At 59.1% G+C, this 14361-nt stretch carries 15 protein-coding genes; 8 read left to right on the top strand and 7 right to left on the bottom strand.

All coding sequences use genetic code 11. The features are described 5' to 3' along the window. Nucleotides 1–19: 19 nt before the first annotated feature. The 4 genes from CCGE531_RS09310 to CCGE531_RS09295 all read left to right on the top strand — a co-directional run bounded on the left by CCGE531_RS09310 (nt 20) and on the right by CCGE531_RS09295 (nt 2987). Nucleotides 20–487 carry a RidA family protein gene (locus CCGE531_RS09310; RefSeq protein ID WP_120663895.1) on the top strand — a complete coding sequence of 156 codons (468 nt, stop codon included), beginning with the start codon at nt 20–22 and terminating at the stop codon, nt 485–487. Next, nucleotides 487–1206, top strand: a complete 720-nt coding sequence (locus CCGE531_RS09305; protein WP_120663894.1) for a glycerophosphodiester phosphodiesterase — start codon at nt 487–489, stop codon at nt 1204–1206. The genes CCGE531_RS09310 and CCGE531_RS09305 overlap by 1 nt, the downstream gene beginning before the upstream one ends. A 123-nt stretch (nt 1207–1329) precedes the next feature. Next, the gene (locus tag CCGE531_RS09300; RefSeq protein ID WP_120663893.1) at nt 1330–2517 is read left to right on the top strand and encodes a GNAT family N-acetyltransferase; all 1188 of its coding nucleotides are present in this window, start codon (nt 1330–1332) and stop codon (nt 2515–2517) included. 41 nt (nt 2518–2558) lie between these two features. Beyond that, complete coding sequence (locus CCGE531_RS09295) at nt 2559–2987, top strand: HIT family protein (RefSeq protein WP_120663892.1); 429 nt, start codon at nt 2559–2561, stop codon at nt 2985–2987. 109 nt (nt 2988–3096) lie between these two features. On the opposite strand, the gene clpA is transcribed toward CCGE531_RS09295, so the two are convergent. The 5 genes from clpA to cysE form a co-directional block, all read right to left on the bottom strand. After that, on the bottom strand, nt 3097–5628 hold the full coding sequence (clpA, locus tag CCGE531_RS09290; protein ID WP_120663891.1) for an ATP-dependent Clp protease ATP-binding subunit ClpA: 2532 nt from the start codon (nt 5626–5628) through the stop codon (nt 3097–3099). 10 nt (nt 5629–5638) lie between these two features. Next, nucleotides 5639–5992, bottom strand: a complete 354-nt coding sequence (gene clpS / locus CCGE531_RS09285) for an ATP-dependent Clp protease adapter ClpS (protein ID WP_069612294.1) — start codon at nt 5990–5992, stop codon at nt 5639–5641. 288 nt (nt 5993–6280) lie between these two features. Beyond that, nucleotides 6281–6646, bottom strand: coding sequence for a phasin family protein (locus CCGE531_RS09280; RefSeq protein ID WP_120663890.1), 366 nt, complete (start codon nt 6644–6646; stop codon nt 6281–6283). A 351-nt stretch (nt 6647–6997) separates the two neighbouring features. Next, the gene (locus tag CCGE531_RS09275) at nt 6998–7201 is read right to left on the bottom strand and encodes a DUF3126 family protein (protein ID WP_047633271.1); all 204 of its coding nucleotides are present in this window, start codon (nt 7199–7201) and stop codon (nt 6998–7000) included. Between the two features lie 125 nt (nt 7202–7326). After that, nucleotides 7327–8190: a serine O-acetyltransferase gene (gene cysE, locus CCGE531_RS09270; RefSeq protein WP_120663889.1), complete on the bottom strand. Its 864-nt coding sequence runs from the start codon at nt 8188–8190 to the stop codon at nt 7327–7329. A gap of 76 nt (nt 8191–8266) precedes the next feature. Between cysE and CCGE531_RS09265 the strand changes: the two genes are divergently transcribed. After that, nucleotides 8267–9067 (top strand): enoyl-CoA hydratase-related protein, encoded by an 801-nt coding sequence (locus CCGE531_RS09265; RefSeq protein WP_120666665.1) that lies wholly within the window; start codon nt 8267–8269, stop codon nt 9065–9067. Between the two features lie 212 nt (nt 9068–9279). On the opposite strand, the gene CCGE531_RS09260 is transcribed toward CCGE531_RS09265, so the two are convergent. After that, on the bottom strand, nt 9280–10080 hold the full coding sequence (locus tag CCGE531_RS09260) for an alpha/beta hydrolase (protein WP_120666663.1): 801 nt from the start codon (nt 10078–10080) through the stop codon (nt 9280–9282). Between the two features lie 220 nt (nt 10081–10300). Between CCGE531_RS09260 and CCGE531_RS09255 the strand changes: the two genes are divergently transcribed. Together CCGE531_RS09255 and CCGE531_RS09250 are read left to right on the top strand one after the other, a co-directional pair. After that, nucleotides 10301–10546: a zinc-finger domain-containing protein gene (locus tag CCGE531_RS09255; RefSeq protein WP_015339780.1), complete on the top strand. Its 246-nt coding sequence runs from the start codon at nt 10301–10303 to the stop codon at nt 10544–10546. Nucleotides 10547–10574: 28 nt separating this feature from the next. Continuing rightward, nucleotides 10575–11738: an FAD-dependent monooxygenase gene (locus tag CCGE531_RS09250; RefSeq protein ID WP_120663888.1), complete on the top strand. Its 1164-nt coding sequence runs from the start codon at nt 10575–10577 to the stop codon at nt 11736–11738. Here CCGE531_RS09250 and CCGE531_RS09245 read toward each other — a convergent pair whose 3' ends face one another. After that, a complete protein-coding gene (locus CCGE531_RS09245; protein ID WP_120663887.1) occupies nt 11739–12929 on the bottom strand; it encodes a cystathionine beta-lyase in 1191 nt (396 codons plus the stop codon). Nucleotides 12930–13301: 372 nt separating this feature from the next. On the opposite strand from CCGE531_RS09245, the gene CCGE531_RS09240 reads away from it, so the two are divergent. Further along, on the top strand, nt 13302–14327 hold the full coding sequence (locus CCGE531_RS09240) for an amino acid ABC transporter substrate-binding protein (RefSeq protein ID WP_120663886.1): 1026 nt from the start codon (nt 13302–13304) through the stop codon (nt 14325–14327). Nucleotides 14328–14361 lie beyond the last annotated feature (34 nt).

Genomic DNA, 14361 nt, shown 5'->3' with positions numbered 1-14361 from the left:
AACAAAACGGGAGATGAAAATGTCCGACGCCATCGAGGGTCGCCTGAAGGAACTCGGCATCGTTCTGCCACAGGCCGCGGCACCGGCCGCCAACTATGTTCCCTATGTCATCAGCGGCAATCTTCTCTATCTGTCGGGGCAGCTGCCGATGGAAAACGGCAAGATCGGCGTGACGGGCCATCTCGGCAACGACGTCGATGTCGCCGGCGGCCAGCGCGCGGCCGAGCTCTGCGCCATCAATATTCTTGCCCAGGCGAAAGCCGCGCTCGGCGGTAATCTCGGCCGGATCAAGCGGCTGATCAAGCTGAACGGCTTCGTTGCTTCGACCCCGGATTTCGTCGAACAACATCTTGTGATCAACGGCGCCTCCAATCTTCTGGCAAATGTATTGGGCGAAGCCGGCAAGCATGCCCGCGCAGCCGTCGGCATGGCCGCCTTGCCGCTCAATGCCGCCGTTGAAATCGATGCCATTCTGGAAATTGCATAATGAGCAAGCTTGCCTGGCTGACTGAGCGTCCCGTCGCCCATCGCGGCTATCATGACATGAACAAGGAAGTCTGGGAGAATACGCTCTCGGCCTTCAGCCGCGCCATCGAGGCGGGCTTTGCCATCGAATGCGACCTGCATTACGCCTCGGACGGCGTTCCGGTCGTCTTCCATGACGACGACCTGCAGCGCGTCTGCAACCTGCCCGGCGAAGTGCGCGAGCGCACCTCGGCCGAACTCGGGCTGCTCTCGATCGGCGGCACCAAGGACAAGATCCCGACGCTGAAGCAGCTTCTGCAGCTCTGCGGTGGCAAGGTGCCGCTCTTGCTGGAACTCAAGGGACGCGAAGGCGACGACGAAGGCTTTGCTGAATTCGTTCTCGAAGTGCTCGAAGGTTACAGGGGCCACGTCGCGCTGATGAGCTTCGACCACTGGCTGCTCAAGGACCTTAAAGGCCTGGAAGCACCCTACCCGGTCGGGCTTACGGCCGAAGGAAACAAGCCCGAGACGTTTTTTCAGCATGACGAAGCCATGCATCTTGGGCTAGACTTCATTTCGTACTTCTACGGCCACCTGCCGAACCCCTTTGTCACGGCGCAGCGCCAGCGCGGCATTCCGGTCATCACCTGGACCGTGCGCGACGAAGCGGCCCGCAAACATACATTTGCCAATGCAGACCAGATGACCTTCGAAGGTTTTGACCCGCGCCTGGCCTCGTAAATCGGGATCGATTGAAGGAGAGGCTTTGCGCAAACCCAAATTATCGCTGCGCCTACGACGTATCCTCCCGGATGGAGGCGCAGCGGTGAGAGCCCCTCCCATCCTTCCTAGCGCAAGAAGTTGATGACAGACGAATTATCCATTCGAGTCGAACGATCCTTTAAGAACATCGCCCCGGAGAGCTGGTCCAAGCTGGCCGGGGCGTCCAGAACCGGCAGCATCCTGCCGTACAATCCCTTCGTCTCGCACGCTTTCCTGTCGTCGCTCGAGGAGTCCGGCTCCGCGACCGACAAGACGGGATGGCTCGGCAATCACCTGCTGCTCGAAACCGACGGCGGCGAATTGCTCGGTGCCGTCGCGGGCTATCTCAAGAGCCACAGCCAGGGCGAATATGTCTTCGACCATGGCTGGGCCGATGCTTTCGAGCGGGCTGGTGGCCGCTATTATCCGAAGCTGCAATGCTCCATTCCCTTCACGCCCGCTACCGGGCCACGGCTGCTCGTCGCCGAGGGACAGGATCGGAGCGTGCTGCAGCCGGCGCTGGCCGAGAGCCTGAAGGAAGTCACCCGGCAACTCGGCGTTTCCTCCGCGCACATCACCTTCCTGCCCGAAGACGAAGCTTCGATCTTCGAAGGCGATGGCTACCTGCATCGCACTGACCAGCAGTTCCATTTCATCAATGAAGGCTATGCGGATCACGATGCCTTCCTGGAAACGCTTGCGTCACGCAAGCGCAAGGCGCTGAAGAAGGAGCGGCGCACGGCGGTCGAGCATGGCATCAGCATCGACTGGTTGACCGGCAGCGATCTCACCGAAAACATCTGGGACCAGTTTTTCGCCTTCTACATGGATACCGGCAGCCGCAAATGGGGCCGCCCCTATCTCACCCGAAAATTCTATTCACTGATCGGCGAACGCATGCCCGACGATATCCTGCTCGTCATGGCCAAGCGGGAGGGCCGCTACATTGCCGGCGCCATCAACTTCATCGGCGGCGAGACGCTGTTTGGCCGGCATTGGGGCTGCATCGAAGATCATCCCTTTCTGCATTTCGAAGTCTGCTATCATCAGGCGATCGATTTCGCGCTTGAGAAGGGGCTGAAGCGGGTGGAAGCCGGCGCGCAAGGCGAGCACAAGCTGGCGCGCGGCTATCTTCCGGTCATCACGCATTCGGCGCACTATATCGGCCATCATGGCCTGCGGCGCGCTGTTGCCGACTACCTGGAGCACGAGCGGGAGCAGGTGGAGGAGATGAGCGAAGTCCTCACCGAACACAGCCCCTTCCGCAAAGGCGAGCGGCAGGATATTTAGCGGTTCGAAATAACCATAAACGGAAGACGAGGAGAACCTGGATGACCAGCCCCGCCTATGACGACAACAATATCTTCGCGAAGATCCTGAAGGGCGATATCCCGTCCTATCGTGTCTATGAGGATGAGCACACGGTCGCCTTCATGGATGTGATGCCGCAGTCGCCCGGCCATACGCTGGTTATGCCGAAGTCACCGTCCCGCAACATTTTCGATGCCGATACGGCCGCATTGCAGCACGCAATCGCTGTCGTCCAGAAGATCGCCATTGCGGTTCAGGAAGCCTTCGATGCCGACGGTGTCTATATCGCCCAGTTCAACGAACCAGCCGCCGGCCAGACCGTGTTCCATCTGCATTTCCACATCATCCCGCGCCTCGAAGGCATCGCGCTGAAGCCGCATTCGGGCAAGATGGAGGATGGCGCGGTGCTGGCGGAAAACGCCAGGAAAATCATCGAGGCGCTGGCCTGAGGCGCCGGGTCCCTCGAGTCATTTCTGATGTTTTCCTCATAAGCATATAAAAACGGCTGCATTATCCCTAATGCAGCCGTTTCGTTTTTCTCAGGCAGCCGATCGGCGATTACTTGCGCGGCACCTTTGGAACCGCGCCGCCACCCTTGCGGGGCGACTTGCCTTCCGGTTCATCGCTTTCGCTCGATCTCGAAGCCTTCGCCGAACGACGGGCATCGGTTGCCGCTCCGGCCTTGCCGACGCGGCTTCTGGTCTTGACGGTATCGCCGTCATCCTCCTCCACCTCGGCCGGCACATCGCCGACTTCGGCTTCGGGCTTCGGCCGGATCGGAGCGGTGTCCGCGATCGCGTCGAGCAGGATACCCGTCGAGCCGTCTTCCTTCTTGCCGACCGTGACGTTGACGACGCCGCCCTTCTTCAGCTTGCCGAAGAGGATTTCGTTCGCCAGCGGCTTCTTGATGCTTTCCTGGATGACGCGCGCCAGCGGACGGGCGCCCATCTTGTCGTCGTAGCCCTTCTCGGACAGCCAGGCGATGGCGTCCTCGTGCAGGTCGAAGGTAACGTTCCGTTCGGAAAGCTGCGCTTCCAGCTGCATGATGAACTTCTGCACGACCTTGTGGATGACCGTCGTCGGCAGTGACGCGAAGGGAATGACCGCATCCAGACGGTTGCGGAATTCCGGCGAGAACATCCGGTTCAGAGCCTCTTCGTCCTCGCCCGTACGCTTGGACGAACCGAAGCCGATGGCGGCCTTGGCCATTTCCGAAGCGCCCGCATTGGTCGTCATGATCAGGATGACGTTGCGGAAGTCGATCTTCTTGCCGTTGTGGTCGGTCAGCGCGCCATGGTCCATGACCTGCAGCAGGATATTGAAGATATCCGGATGCGCCTTCTCGATTTCGTCGAGCAGGACGACGCTGTGCGGATGCTGATCGACACCATCGGTCAGGAGGCCGCCCTGATCGAAGCCGACATAGCCGGGAGGTGCGCCGAGCAAACGAGAAACCGTATGACGCTCCATATATTCCGACATGTCGAAGCGCAGCAGTTCGACGCCGAGCGACGAAGCAAGCTGCTTGGCGACTTCCGTCTTGCCGACGCCCGTGGGGCCTGAGAAGACGTAGCAGCCGATCGGCTTGTTCGGTTCGCGCAGGCCGGCGCGAGCGAGCTTGATCGAAGTCGAAAGCGCTTCGATCGCCGTATCCTGGCCGTAAACGACCGAACGCAGTTCCTGTTCGAGGTTGGCGAGAACCATCTCGTCATCCTTGGAAACCGTCTTCGGCGGAATGCGGGCCATGGTCGCGATCGTAACCTCGATCTCCCGCTCCGTAATCAGCTTGCGACGCTTCGACGGCGGCAACAGCATTTGCGCGGCACCGGTTTCGTCGATGACATCGATCGCCTTGTCCGGCAGCTTGCGGTCGGAGATATAGCGCGCCGAGAGCTCGACCGCCGACTTGATGGCGTCGTTCGAATAGCGCAGGTGATGATACTCTTCGAAATAGGGCTTCAGGCCCTTCATGATTTCGATGGCATCCTCGATGCTCGGCTCGTTGACGTCGATCTTCTGGAAACGGCGGACGAGCGCCCGGTCCTTCTCGAAGAACTGACGATATTCCTTGTAGGTGGTCGAACCGATGCAACGGATCGCCCCCGAGGAAAGGGCCGGCTTCAACAGGTTCGATGCATCCATCGCGCCGCCGGAAGTGGCGCCCGCACCGATGACCGTATGGATCTCGTCGATGAACAGCACGGCGCCCGGATACTCTTCGAGCTCCTTGACGACCTGCTTCAGGCGCTCTTCGAAATCGCCGCGATAACGGGTGCCGGCCAGCAGCGTGCCCATATCGAGCGAAAAGATCGTGGCGTCGGCCAATGCTTCGGGAACCTTGCCCTCGACGATGCGCTTGGCGAGACCTTCGGCGATCGCGGTCTTGCCGACGCCGGGGTCGCCGACATAGAGCGGGTTGTTCTTCGAACGCCGGCACAGCACCTGGATGGTGCGGCTGACCTCCGAATGACGGCCGATCAGCGGATCGATCTTGCCGCTCTTGGCCTTCTCGTTGAGGTTGACGCAATAGGCCTTCAGCGCGTCCTGCTGCTTCTTGCTGCTACCCTCCTCCTGCTCGCCGCGCGCGGTCGGCTTGCTTTCGGATTCGCTTTCCTCGGCGCCGCGCGGCGTGCGGGTCTGGGAGGAACCCGGGCGCTTGCCGATGCCGTGAGAAATGTAATTGACCGCGTCGTAGCGGGTCATTTCCTGCTCCTGCAGGAAAAAGGCAGCATGGCTTTCCCGCTCCGCGAAAATCGCGACGAGAACATTGGCGCCCGTCACTTCCTCGCGGCCGGAAGATTGCACATGGATCACGGCGCGCTGGATGACGCGCTGGAAGCCGGAAGTCGGCTTCGAGTCCTCATCATAGCCCGTGACCAGGTTGGAAAGTTCATTATCGACGTATTCAGTCAGAGTCTTACGGAGCGCGTCGAGATCAACATTGCACGCGCCCATGACAGCTGCGGCATCGGCGTCGTCTACCAGCGCCAAAAGCAGATGTTCCAGCGTGGCATACTCGTGATGCCGCTCGTTCGCGTAGGTCAGTGCCTGATGCAGCGCCTTCTCAAGACTAGGCGAAAATGTTGGCACGTTCAGATCCTCACTTCTTTTCCATAACACATTGCAGCGGATGCTGGTGCTGCCGGGCAAAGTCCATCACCTGGCTCACCTTCGTTTCGGCTACTTCATATGTATATATCCCGCACTCGCCGACGCCGTGGTTGTGGACGTGAAGCATGATGCGGGTGGCACTCTCGAGATCCTTTTGAAAGAAACGCTCCAGGATATGGATCACGAAGTCCATGGGCGTATAGTCATCATTCAGAAGCAGCACGCGGTATAGATTGGGTTTCTTGGTTTTGGGCTTGGTGCGCGTAATCACCGAGGTCCCGCGATTTCCGTTGTCCCCGTTCCTTTCGCTGTTGTTTTGCATCCGGATCGGCTCAGCGATCATTTCGTTCTTTCCTCAAATCATCCGGCAGAAGCTATCGCATTCCGACTTGGCAACTAGGATTGGTTTCTTCATTTGGTCGGGCCAGATATCCGAACCTCTAACTTAGTTCATATTGGCGTGATTTTAAGCCCCTTGCGGGACACTGCAATCACAATTCGCTGACAAAACGGGCTGCGGCCAAAAAAGTCGCGACATATCCTCAGCTTCGGTTCAGTGCTCGAAAACGCAAAAGACCGGCCACGCCGTGCGTGGCCGGTCCTTCCGGAAATTTTGCCTCTCGGCGGGAACTTAAGCGGCGGTTGCCGTTGCTGCTGCCTTGCTGGCGGCCTTGGTCGCGGCAGCAACGGGCGCTTCGTAAGGCTTATAGGCATTCTTGGCGAGATCTGCATACATTTCGCCGAGCTTGGTGGCTTCGGCGACGAAGTTTTCGTAGGAAGACTTTACATAGCTGCTCTGCAGTTCGAAGGCAGCTTCGAAGCTCTTGACGCCGGCGAGCGTTTCGACGTGGGTAACGCCATCCTGGAAAGACTTCTTGGAATATTCGGCGGCTTCCGCAGCAATTGCCTGAAAGCCCTTGGTGACATCGGAATAGCTCTTCAGCGCCGTGTCCATGGCTTCCTTGCCCTTCTTGTTCGCGTCTTCGAAATTGAACATGCTTCTCCGTCCCTTGTTGGCCGGCCGGCGGCCGGTTTACAGGGCAAAGCTTAAATGCGACGCACAATTAGTCAAGTAGTCTTGTGCGACGCAATATCATCCCTTGGTTGCATTTCTGGTGACAACGCGATGTCAGCCGCAAGAAGTGCACCGCATCATTCTGTTTTTTCTAATATATATCATTGCCCCTGCAACCCAAGGCTTTGTTTAAATATTAGCATTTAAGGACGGAAAAGCTGTGTCGGCTCAGAAAGGCCGCGGAATGAGCAAATTGGCAATTGCCAAAGAAAAGGGCCGCATTTTCAATGAAATACGGCCCGAGTATACGATCGCTATACGCAATCGATAAAATTAGAGATCGACGTCCAGGATCGCCATCGAGAAATTATAGGAGCGATCGCCATCTTCGTCATCGATATAGACGACACCCAGAAACTCTTCGCCGAGATAGACTTCCGCAGAATCGTTCTTGCGCGGACGGGCCTTCACCACGATCTGCGGGTTGAACGTGCGCTTGAAATAGGCGTCGAGTTTCTTGATTTCTTCAGGCTTCACAATGCTTCTCCGTGAGGATCTCGGTTGGCCGCTTCTTGCATAGGAAAAGCGGCGGTGTAAAGACCGGAACCGCGCATACCTGTCCGCCGGCAGCGCGAGCCTCCGAAAGTCAGGCTGGATTTCCCCTAGATTCCCGCACCCTTGATCTGGTCGACAACCATGCGTTCGGCGAGCAGTTGATCCATGGAGCGGGATGGCTCGGAACAGCCGGCCTCGCCGACCACCTTGGCCGGAACGCCGGCAACCGTCGTCTTCGGCGGCACCTCCTTCAGCACCACCGAGCCGGCGGCTATGCGCGAGCAATGGCCGATCTGGATATTGCCGAGAATCTTGGCGCCGGCGCCGATCAATACGCCATGGGCGATTTTCGGGTGACGGTCGCTGCCTTCCTTGCCGGTTCCGCCTAGCGTGACCCCGTGCAGGATCGAAACGTTATCGCCGATCACGGCCGTTTCACCCACCACGAGGCCGGTCGCGTGATCGAGGAAGATGCCCTTGCCGATGCGCGCCGCCGGATTGATATCGGTCTGGAAAACGCTCGAGGAACGGCTCTGCAGATAAAGCGCGAAATCGCGGCGACCGTGATTGTAGAGCCAGTGCGCGAGACGATGCGTCTGCAGCGCATGGAACCCCTTGAAATAGAGCACGGGCTCCAGGAACCGCAGGCAGGCGGGATCACGATCGTAGACGGCCTGAATGTCGACGCGCAGGATCGATCCCCACTCCGGCCAGTCGGCCAGCATCTCCTCGAATGTCTGCCGCAGGAGAATGGCCTGCATGTCGGGATGATCGAGGCGTTCGCAGATGCGATAGATAACGCATTCCTCCAGCGAACGGTGGTTGATGATCGTCGAATAGAGGAAGGCGGCAAGCAACGGATCCTCTTGGGCAGCGGCGCGAGCTTCCTCGCGCATGCTGTCCCATATGGGATCCATGACCTTAACCGCGCCCAAGCCCTCTACAGGGCGAATGTCCGTTGCTGCGACCATTGGCGGCCTCCCGATTTTCTGTCAGGGATACATTATATAGAATAAATGCCACACAAGACAAATGGGTTGGTCGCGCATGAATTTCGAGCATGATTTTGCCGGCGGTCTCATCCAGGCGACGTGCAGCGATGCCATAGGCACGATCACCGTCCGCAACCCCGACCGGAAGAATGCGGTGACCGCCGCCATGTGGCGTGCCATCCCGCAAGCCGTGCGCATGCTGACCGACAAAGCGCATACGCATGTCGTCGTCCTTCGTGGCACCGGCGCGGATTTTTCCGCCGGCGCCGATATCAGCGAATTCGATAACCTCCGCAAGAACGCCGAGACCGCGGTCGCTTATGAGGCGTTGAACAGCCAGGCTTTCGAGGCAATCCGGCATTGCCGCGTGCCGACGATCGCGGCGATCCGCGGCATCTGCTATGGCGGCGGCTTCGGGCTGGCGGCTGCCTGCGATTTGCGGATCGCCGAACGCGGCGCACGGTTTTCCGTGCCCGCCGTTCGCCTCGGCATCGCCTATCCCGCCGATGCGGTGCAGGACATCGTCAACGCCCTTGGGGCGCAGATGGCCAAGGTCACGTTGTTCACGGGCGCTCCCATGTCGAGCGAGAAGATGGTTGCCGCCGGCTTTCTTCTGGAGGAAATCGAGGCGGACGCTTTCGACAGCGAGGTCTCTGCCCTCGCCCATGCGATCGCAGCCAATGCGCCGATCGCGCTGCATGCCTCGAAACTCGCGATCCGCGCCGCCATCGAGCAGGATAGAGACCTGCTGCGCGAAGCGGAGGTGATCGGCGCCGAAACCTTCGACAGCGCCGACTATGCCGAGGGCCGCGCCGCCTTTGCCGAGCGGCGGAAACCCCATTTCACCGGCAAGTGACCTAGAGCACTTCCGCTTTTCTTCGAATCGCGAAACCGCTCTATCCTTTTGTTTCCTGGCGCATTTTGCTTCTTGACGCATTCCGGACGGAAAACCGCTGCGCACTTTTCCTGGGGAAATGCTCTACAGCGCCGCGCGTCATATATGACGCGCAAAGGTCGCTGTAGCACCTTAAATCTGCTGCATAATTTTATCCTTAAATCGATTCCGATTTAAGGAATTATGCAGTAGCGCCTGTCGAGGCGCTGATAGAACTCGAGAACCGCCGCCTTGAAGATCTTGTCTCCGACGGCAAGCATATGATCGCGGTTCGGGATGTCGATGGCCTCGGCATTCGGCATCAGCGCCGCCAGTTCATGGCCGGAGCCGGCAATATCGTCCTTGGTGCCGACGGCGATCAAAGCCGGCGCTTCGATCCTTGCCACATCTTCCCTCGCCGCCAGATCGCGCGAGCCCTGGATGCAGGCGGCCAGCGCCTGCCGGTCGCTTTTCGTCTGCTCGGCAAAGGCGCGGAACATACGCCCGCGCGGATGCGTGACGTCATCGAGCGACGGTGCAACCAGCGCGTCCGCGATCGGATCCCAATCGCCGACCCCCTCGACCATGCCGATGCCAAGGCCGCCAAGCACCAGCGAGCGGACGCGATCGGGATGTGCGATCGCCATGAACGTGGCAACGCGCGCGCCCATGGAATAGCCCATCACATGCGCCTCGGATATGCCGAGATGGTCGAGGAGAGCGACGGCATCCTCGGCCATGATCCAGGGGTGGTAGACATCGGCGTCATAAAGCTTGTCGCTCAAGCCGTGGCCGCGATTGTCGATGGCGATCATGCGGTAGCCCGCCTCGCCAAGCGTCTTGAGCCAGCCCGGGTTGACCCAGTTCGCAATCGCCGTCGAGGCAAAGCCGTGAATGAGCAGCACCGGCACGCCGCCGGGATCGCCCTCATCGAAAAAGGCGAGCTTCAATCCGTCTCGGACAAAATTAGACATCGTGGGAGCATTCAAATTCATGGCTTCGTCTTCGCAAGCTGGGTTCTGTTGGGCAAGCTGGGTTCTGTTGGCGCCGGACCATATTTTATCGGCGATATCAAATGAACCCTGCGCGTGCGAAAATCTCTGCATCAAGCCGGACTTTCGCACTACACAAGCAGGAAGAAGGATTATAAAGAGGGGCTAGCAAGTCTGGCGCAACATTCATGCCGCTTACGGCAGGACGCATTCGGAGATCATCATGGCCGGCCACAATATTCCCCATTTCCAGAACGACGGCGGACATCGCGTCATCGAAATCGGCGTGAAGGAATTCATGTGCACTGGCGCCTCGGTTCCCTACGATCATCCGCATATCTTCATCGATCTTGGCGACGAGAACGAGAAGGTCTGCTCCTACTGCTCGACGCTGTATCGCTATAATCCGTCGCTGAAGGCGGATCAGACCAATCCCGCCGGCTGCGTCTTTCACTTCAAGGCAGCGTAATCCCGTCGATTCCGATCGGACATAATCGATGCCGGTCAAAAGAGCTGCCATCATCGGCGCCGGAATAGCTGGATTGACGGCCGCGCTGGCTTTGGCGAGGCATGGCATAGAATCGGATATTTTCGAACAGGCCGAAGCGCTGACCGAAGTCGGCGCCGGCCTGCAGATTTCGCCGAATGCCTCCCGCATCCTCGATACGCTTGGCGTGCTCGATGCGTTTCGGTCGGTCTGGCTGGAGCCTGAGGAGGTTCAGCTGGTATCCGGCTCCTCGCTGCGGCAAATCGCATCCGTCCCATGTGGGAATTTTGCGAGGCGACGGTGGGGAGCACCTTACGGTACGGCACATCGCGCCACGCTGCAAAAGGCGCTTCTCGATGCCGTCGCCGCCAATGCGCTGTGCGCGCTGCATCTTGGCCGACGCATCGATCTTGAAGACCGAACGATGCCGGATGGAATCGTTGGCCGCGACTTTGATCTCGTCATTGGCGCCGATGGTGTCTGGTCGAAGACACGCTCCCTCGTGCCCGGTGCCCCCTCGCCGCTCTTTTCCGGAAATATCGCATGGCGCTTCACGGTTCCGGAAGCATCCGCGCCGGCGATCCTGAACCGCACCAGCGTCACGGCCTTTCTCGGCCGCTCCAGCCATCTCGTTTGCTACCCGATCCGAGAAAATGCTGCATTCAATATGGTCGCGATCGTTTCCGGCAGCAGCGCCAGCCATGACTGGAACGCCACCGGCAGCAAAGCTCAGAGAGAGAGCATGCTGCGCGGCTTCTCCGGCTGGAATGACGCGATCCTGCACATGCTGGAAAGACAGGAACAGGCTAGCTTCTGGCCACTTTACGAGATGAAAGCCGGCAAATGGCATAACCGGCGCGATGTGATTCTCATCGGTGACGCCGCGCATGCGATGATGCCGTTTGCGGCTCAAGGCGCGGCCATGGCGATCGAGGACGCCTTCGAGCTCGCCGGCATGCTGGCGGCACGTCCACTGCCTGAAGCGTTCGATCTCTATGAGAAACATCGAGCGCCGCGCATCGCCCGCTTGCGACAACGCGCCGCCTTCAATCAATTTGCCTATCACGCACGCGGGCCGATCCGGATGGCGCGCGACCTCGTTCTGTCGCTTCGTCCACCGCAAAGCCTCGCGGCGGACATGGACTGGATCTACGGCTATCGCGCCATCGGCTGATCAAGCCGCCTTGGCTGCGGCAAAACCCTTTTCGATATCCGCCTTGATATCGGCGACGTCTTCCAGGCCGATCTGCAGACGGATGACCGGGCCTTCCGTCGGAGCCTTGGTGACGCGACGGTCGTTGAGATTGACCTGCAGAGCAAGACTTTCGAAACCGCCCCAGGAATAGCCGAGACCGAAAATGCGCAAGGCATCGAGGAAGGCATGCGCCTTCGCCTTGAATTTCCGCTCATCGTCAACCGCCAGCACGAAAGAGAAGATCCCGCTTGCGCCCTTGAAGTCGCGTTTCCACAATTCGTGTCCAGGGAAGCTCGGCAGTGCCGGATGCAGTACGCGCGCGACCTCTTCCCTGCCCTCGAGCCACTCGGCAATCGCAAGTGCGCTCTCCTGATGCCGCTCCAGGCGCACGCCCATGGTGCGCAATCCGCGCAGCACCTGATAGGCGTCGTCAGGCGCGCCGCAGATGCCAAGCTGACCGTGCGCGTCCAGCAACTGCTTCCAGTGCGCCGCGTTGGCGGAAACGGTTCCCATCAGAATATCGGAATGGCCGGCCGGATATTTCGTGACGGCATGAATGGAGACGTCGACACCGTGATCGAGCGGCTTGAAATAGAGCGGCGTCGCCCAGGTATTGTCCATGGTCACCACGCAGCCATGCCGGTGGGCAGCCGCCGAGATCACCGGAATATCCTGCATCTCGAAAGTGTTGGAACCCGGCGCCTCGGTGTGAACCAGCTTGGTGTTCGGCCTGATCAATTGTTCGATGCCGGCTCCGATCATGGGATCGTAGTACTCGACCTCGATGCCGAGGCGCTTCAGCATGGTATCGCAGAAGAAGCGTGTCGGGCCATAGACCGAATCAACAATCAAGGCGTGATCGCCGGCGGACAAATAAGCGAGAAACGGCACGGTGACCGCCGCAAGCCCGGACGGCACGAGGATCGTTCCAGCCGACCCTTCCAGCGCATCGATCGCCTCGCACAGCGCATCCGTCGTCGGCGTGCCGCGCGTGCCATAGGTGTATTTCTGGTCGTGTGTCTCCATGACGCGCGCATTGGGGAAAAGCACCGTGGAGGCGTGCACGACAGGCGGATTGACGAAGCCGTGGAAATCGAAGGGCGAATTGCCGATGTGGGATAAACGCGTGTTGATGCCGGCGTTCTGCAGGAATGTGTCTTTGTCTTTCATGTCCGGATATGCCTTTGGCGCTGTAGGAAACCGGATTTGTGGCGGGCAAGTCCGGTGGGGTCAACCCCGATCCTGCCGAGGCGGCATATTATTAGAAGGCTAAAATAACAAAAACAGCGTGATAAACCCCATCTCCGTGCAGTTTTTTGGCAAAGCGGTGCCCATTTTGACGCCAAGCGCACATTTTTCGGCCGCGCAAAGTGAAAATGCCGAATAAATCCGCAATATTGGGGTCAATCTCTTGACCGCCAATCCATTTACGACTGTGATAGGACCACTCGCACCGGGAGAGTGAGGGAACGTGGTTCTCCAGGAACCTGCTTCGGGAGCGATAAATTTTAAATATAAAACAATAGACAAAGGTAGGGAAAGATGAACAAGTTTGCTCTCTCCGCGTTTCTCGGAGCCGCAGCATTGGCTTACACCGTTTCCGGCGCCTCGGCTTCGACGCTGAGCGACGTGAAGGCCAAGGGCTTCATCCAGTGCGGCGTGAATACGGGCCTTCTTGGCTTCGCACAACCAGACGCATCCGGTAACTGGGCCGGTTTTGACGTCGACTTCTGCAAGGCCGTCGCTTCGGCTGTCTTTGGAGATGCGACGAAGGTAAAGTACACGCCTCTCAGCGCCAAGGACCGCTTTACCGCGCTGCAGTCGGGCGAAATCGACGTGCTTTCTCGCAATACCACCTGGACCATCAACCGCGATACCGCGCTCGGTCTCAAGTTCCGCCCCGTCACCTATTATGACGGCCAGGGCTTCATGGTTCGCAAGGAGCTGAACGTGAAGTCGGCGCTTGAACTTTCCGGCGCAGCCGTCTGCGTGCAATCCGGCACGACGACGGAACTCAATCTTGCCGACTACTTCAAGACCAACAACCTGCAGTACAATCCGGTGGTCTTCGACAAGCTCGAGGAAGTCAACACCGCATATGACTCCGGCCGTTGCGACGTCTACACGACAGACCAGTCCGGCCTCTATGCGCTGCGCCTGACGCTGAAGAATCCGGACGACAACGTCGTTCTGCCTGAAATCATCTCCAAGGAGCCGCTTGGCCCGGCTGTTCGCCAGGGTGACGATCAGTGGTTCAACATCGTCAGCTGGACCGCCTATGCGCTGGTCAATGCCGAAGAGTTCGGCATCACGCAGAAGAACGTCGACGAGATGAAGGGTTCGGCAAACCCTGATATCAAGCGTTTCCTCGGCGCCGAGCAGGGTTCCACGATCGGTACCGACCTGGGCCTCACCAATGAATGGGCTTACAACGTCATCAAGGGCGTCGGCAATTACGGCGAACTCTTTGATCGCAATATCGGTGCAGGCAGCCCGCTGAAGATTTCTCGCGGTCTCAATGCCCTGTGGAGCAAGGGCGGCATCCAATACGCGCCTCCGGTCCGCTAAGCGGAAATAGGCCAACTTTCGGAGAAAGGCGGCA

It is taken from the genome of Rhizobium sp. CCGE531 (genome assembly GCF_003627795.1).
Classification (GTDB): domain Bacteria; phylum Pseudomonadota; class Alphaproteobacteria; order Rhizobiales; family Rhizobiaceae; genus Rhizobium.
The sequence above is the reverse complement of the archived record's forward strand: the minus strand, read 5'-3'. Positions and strand labels throughout refer to the sequence as shown.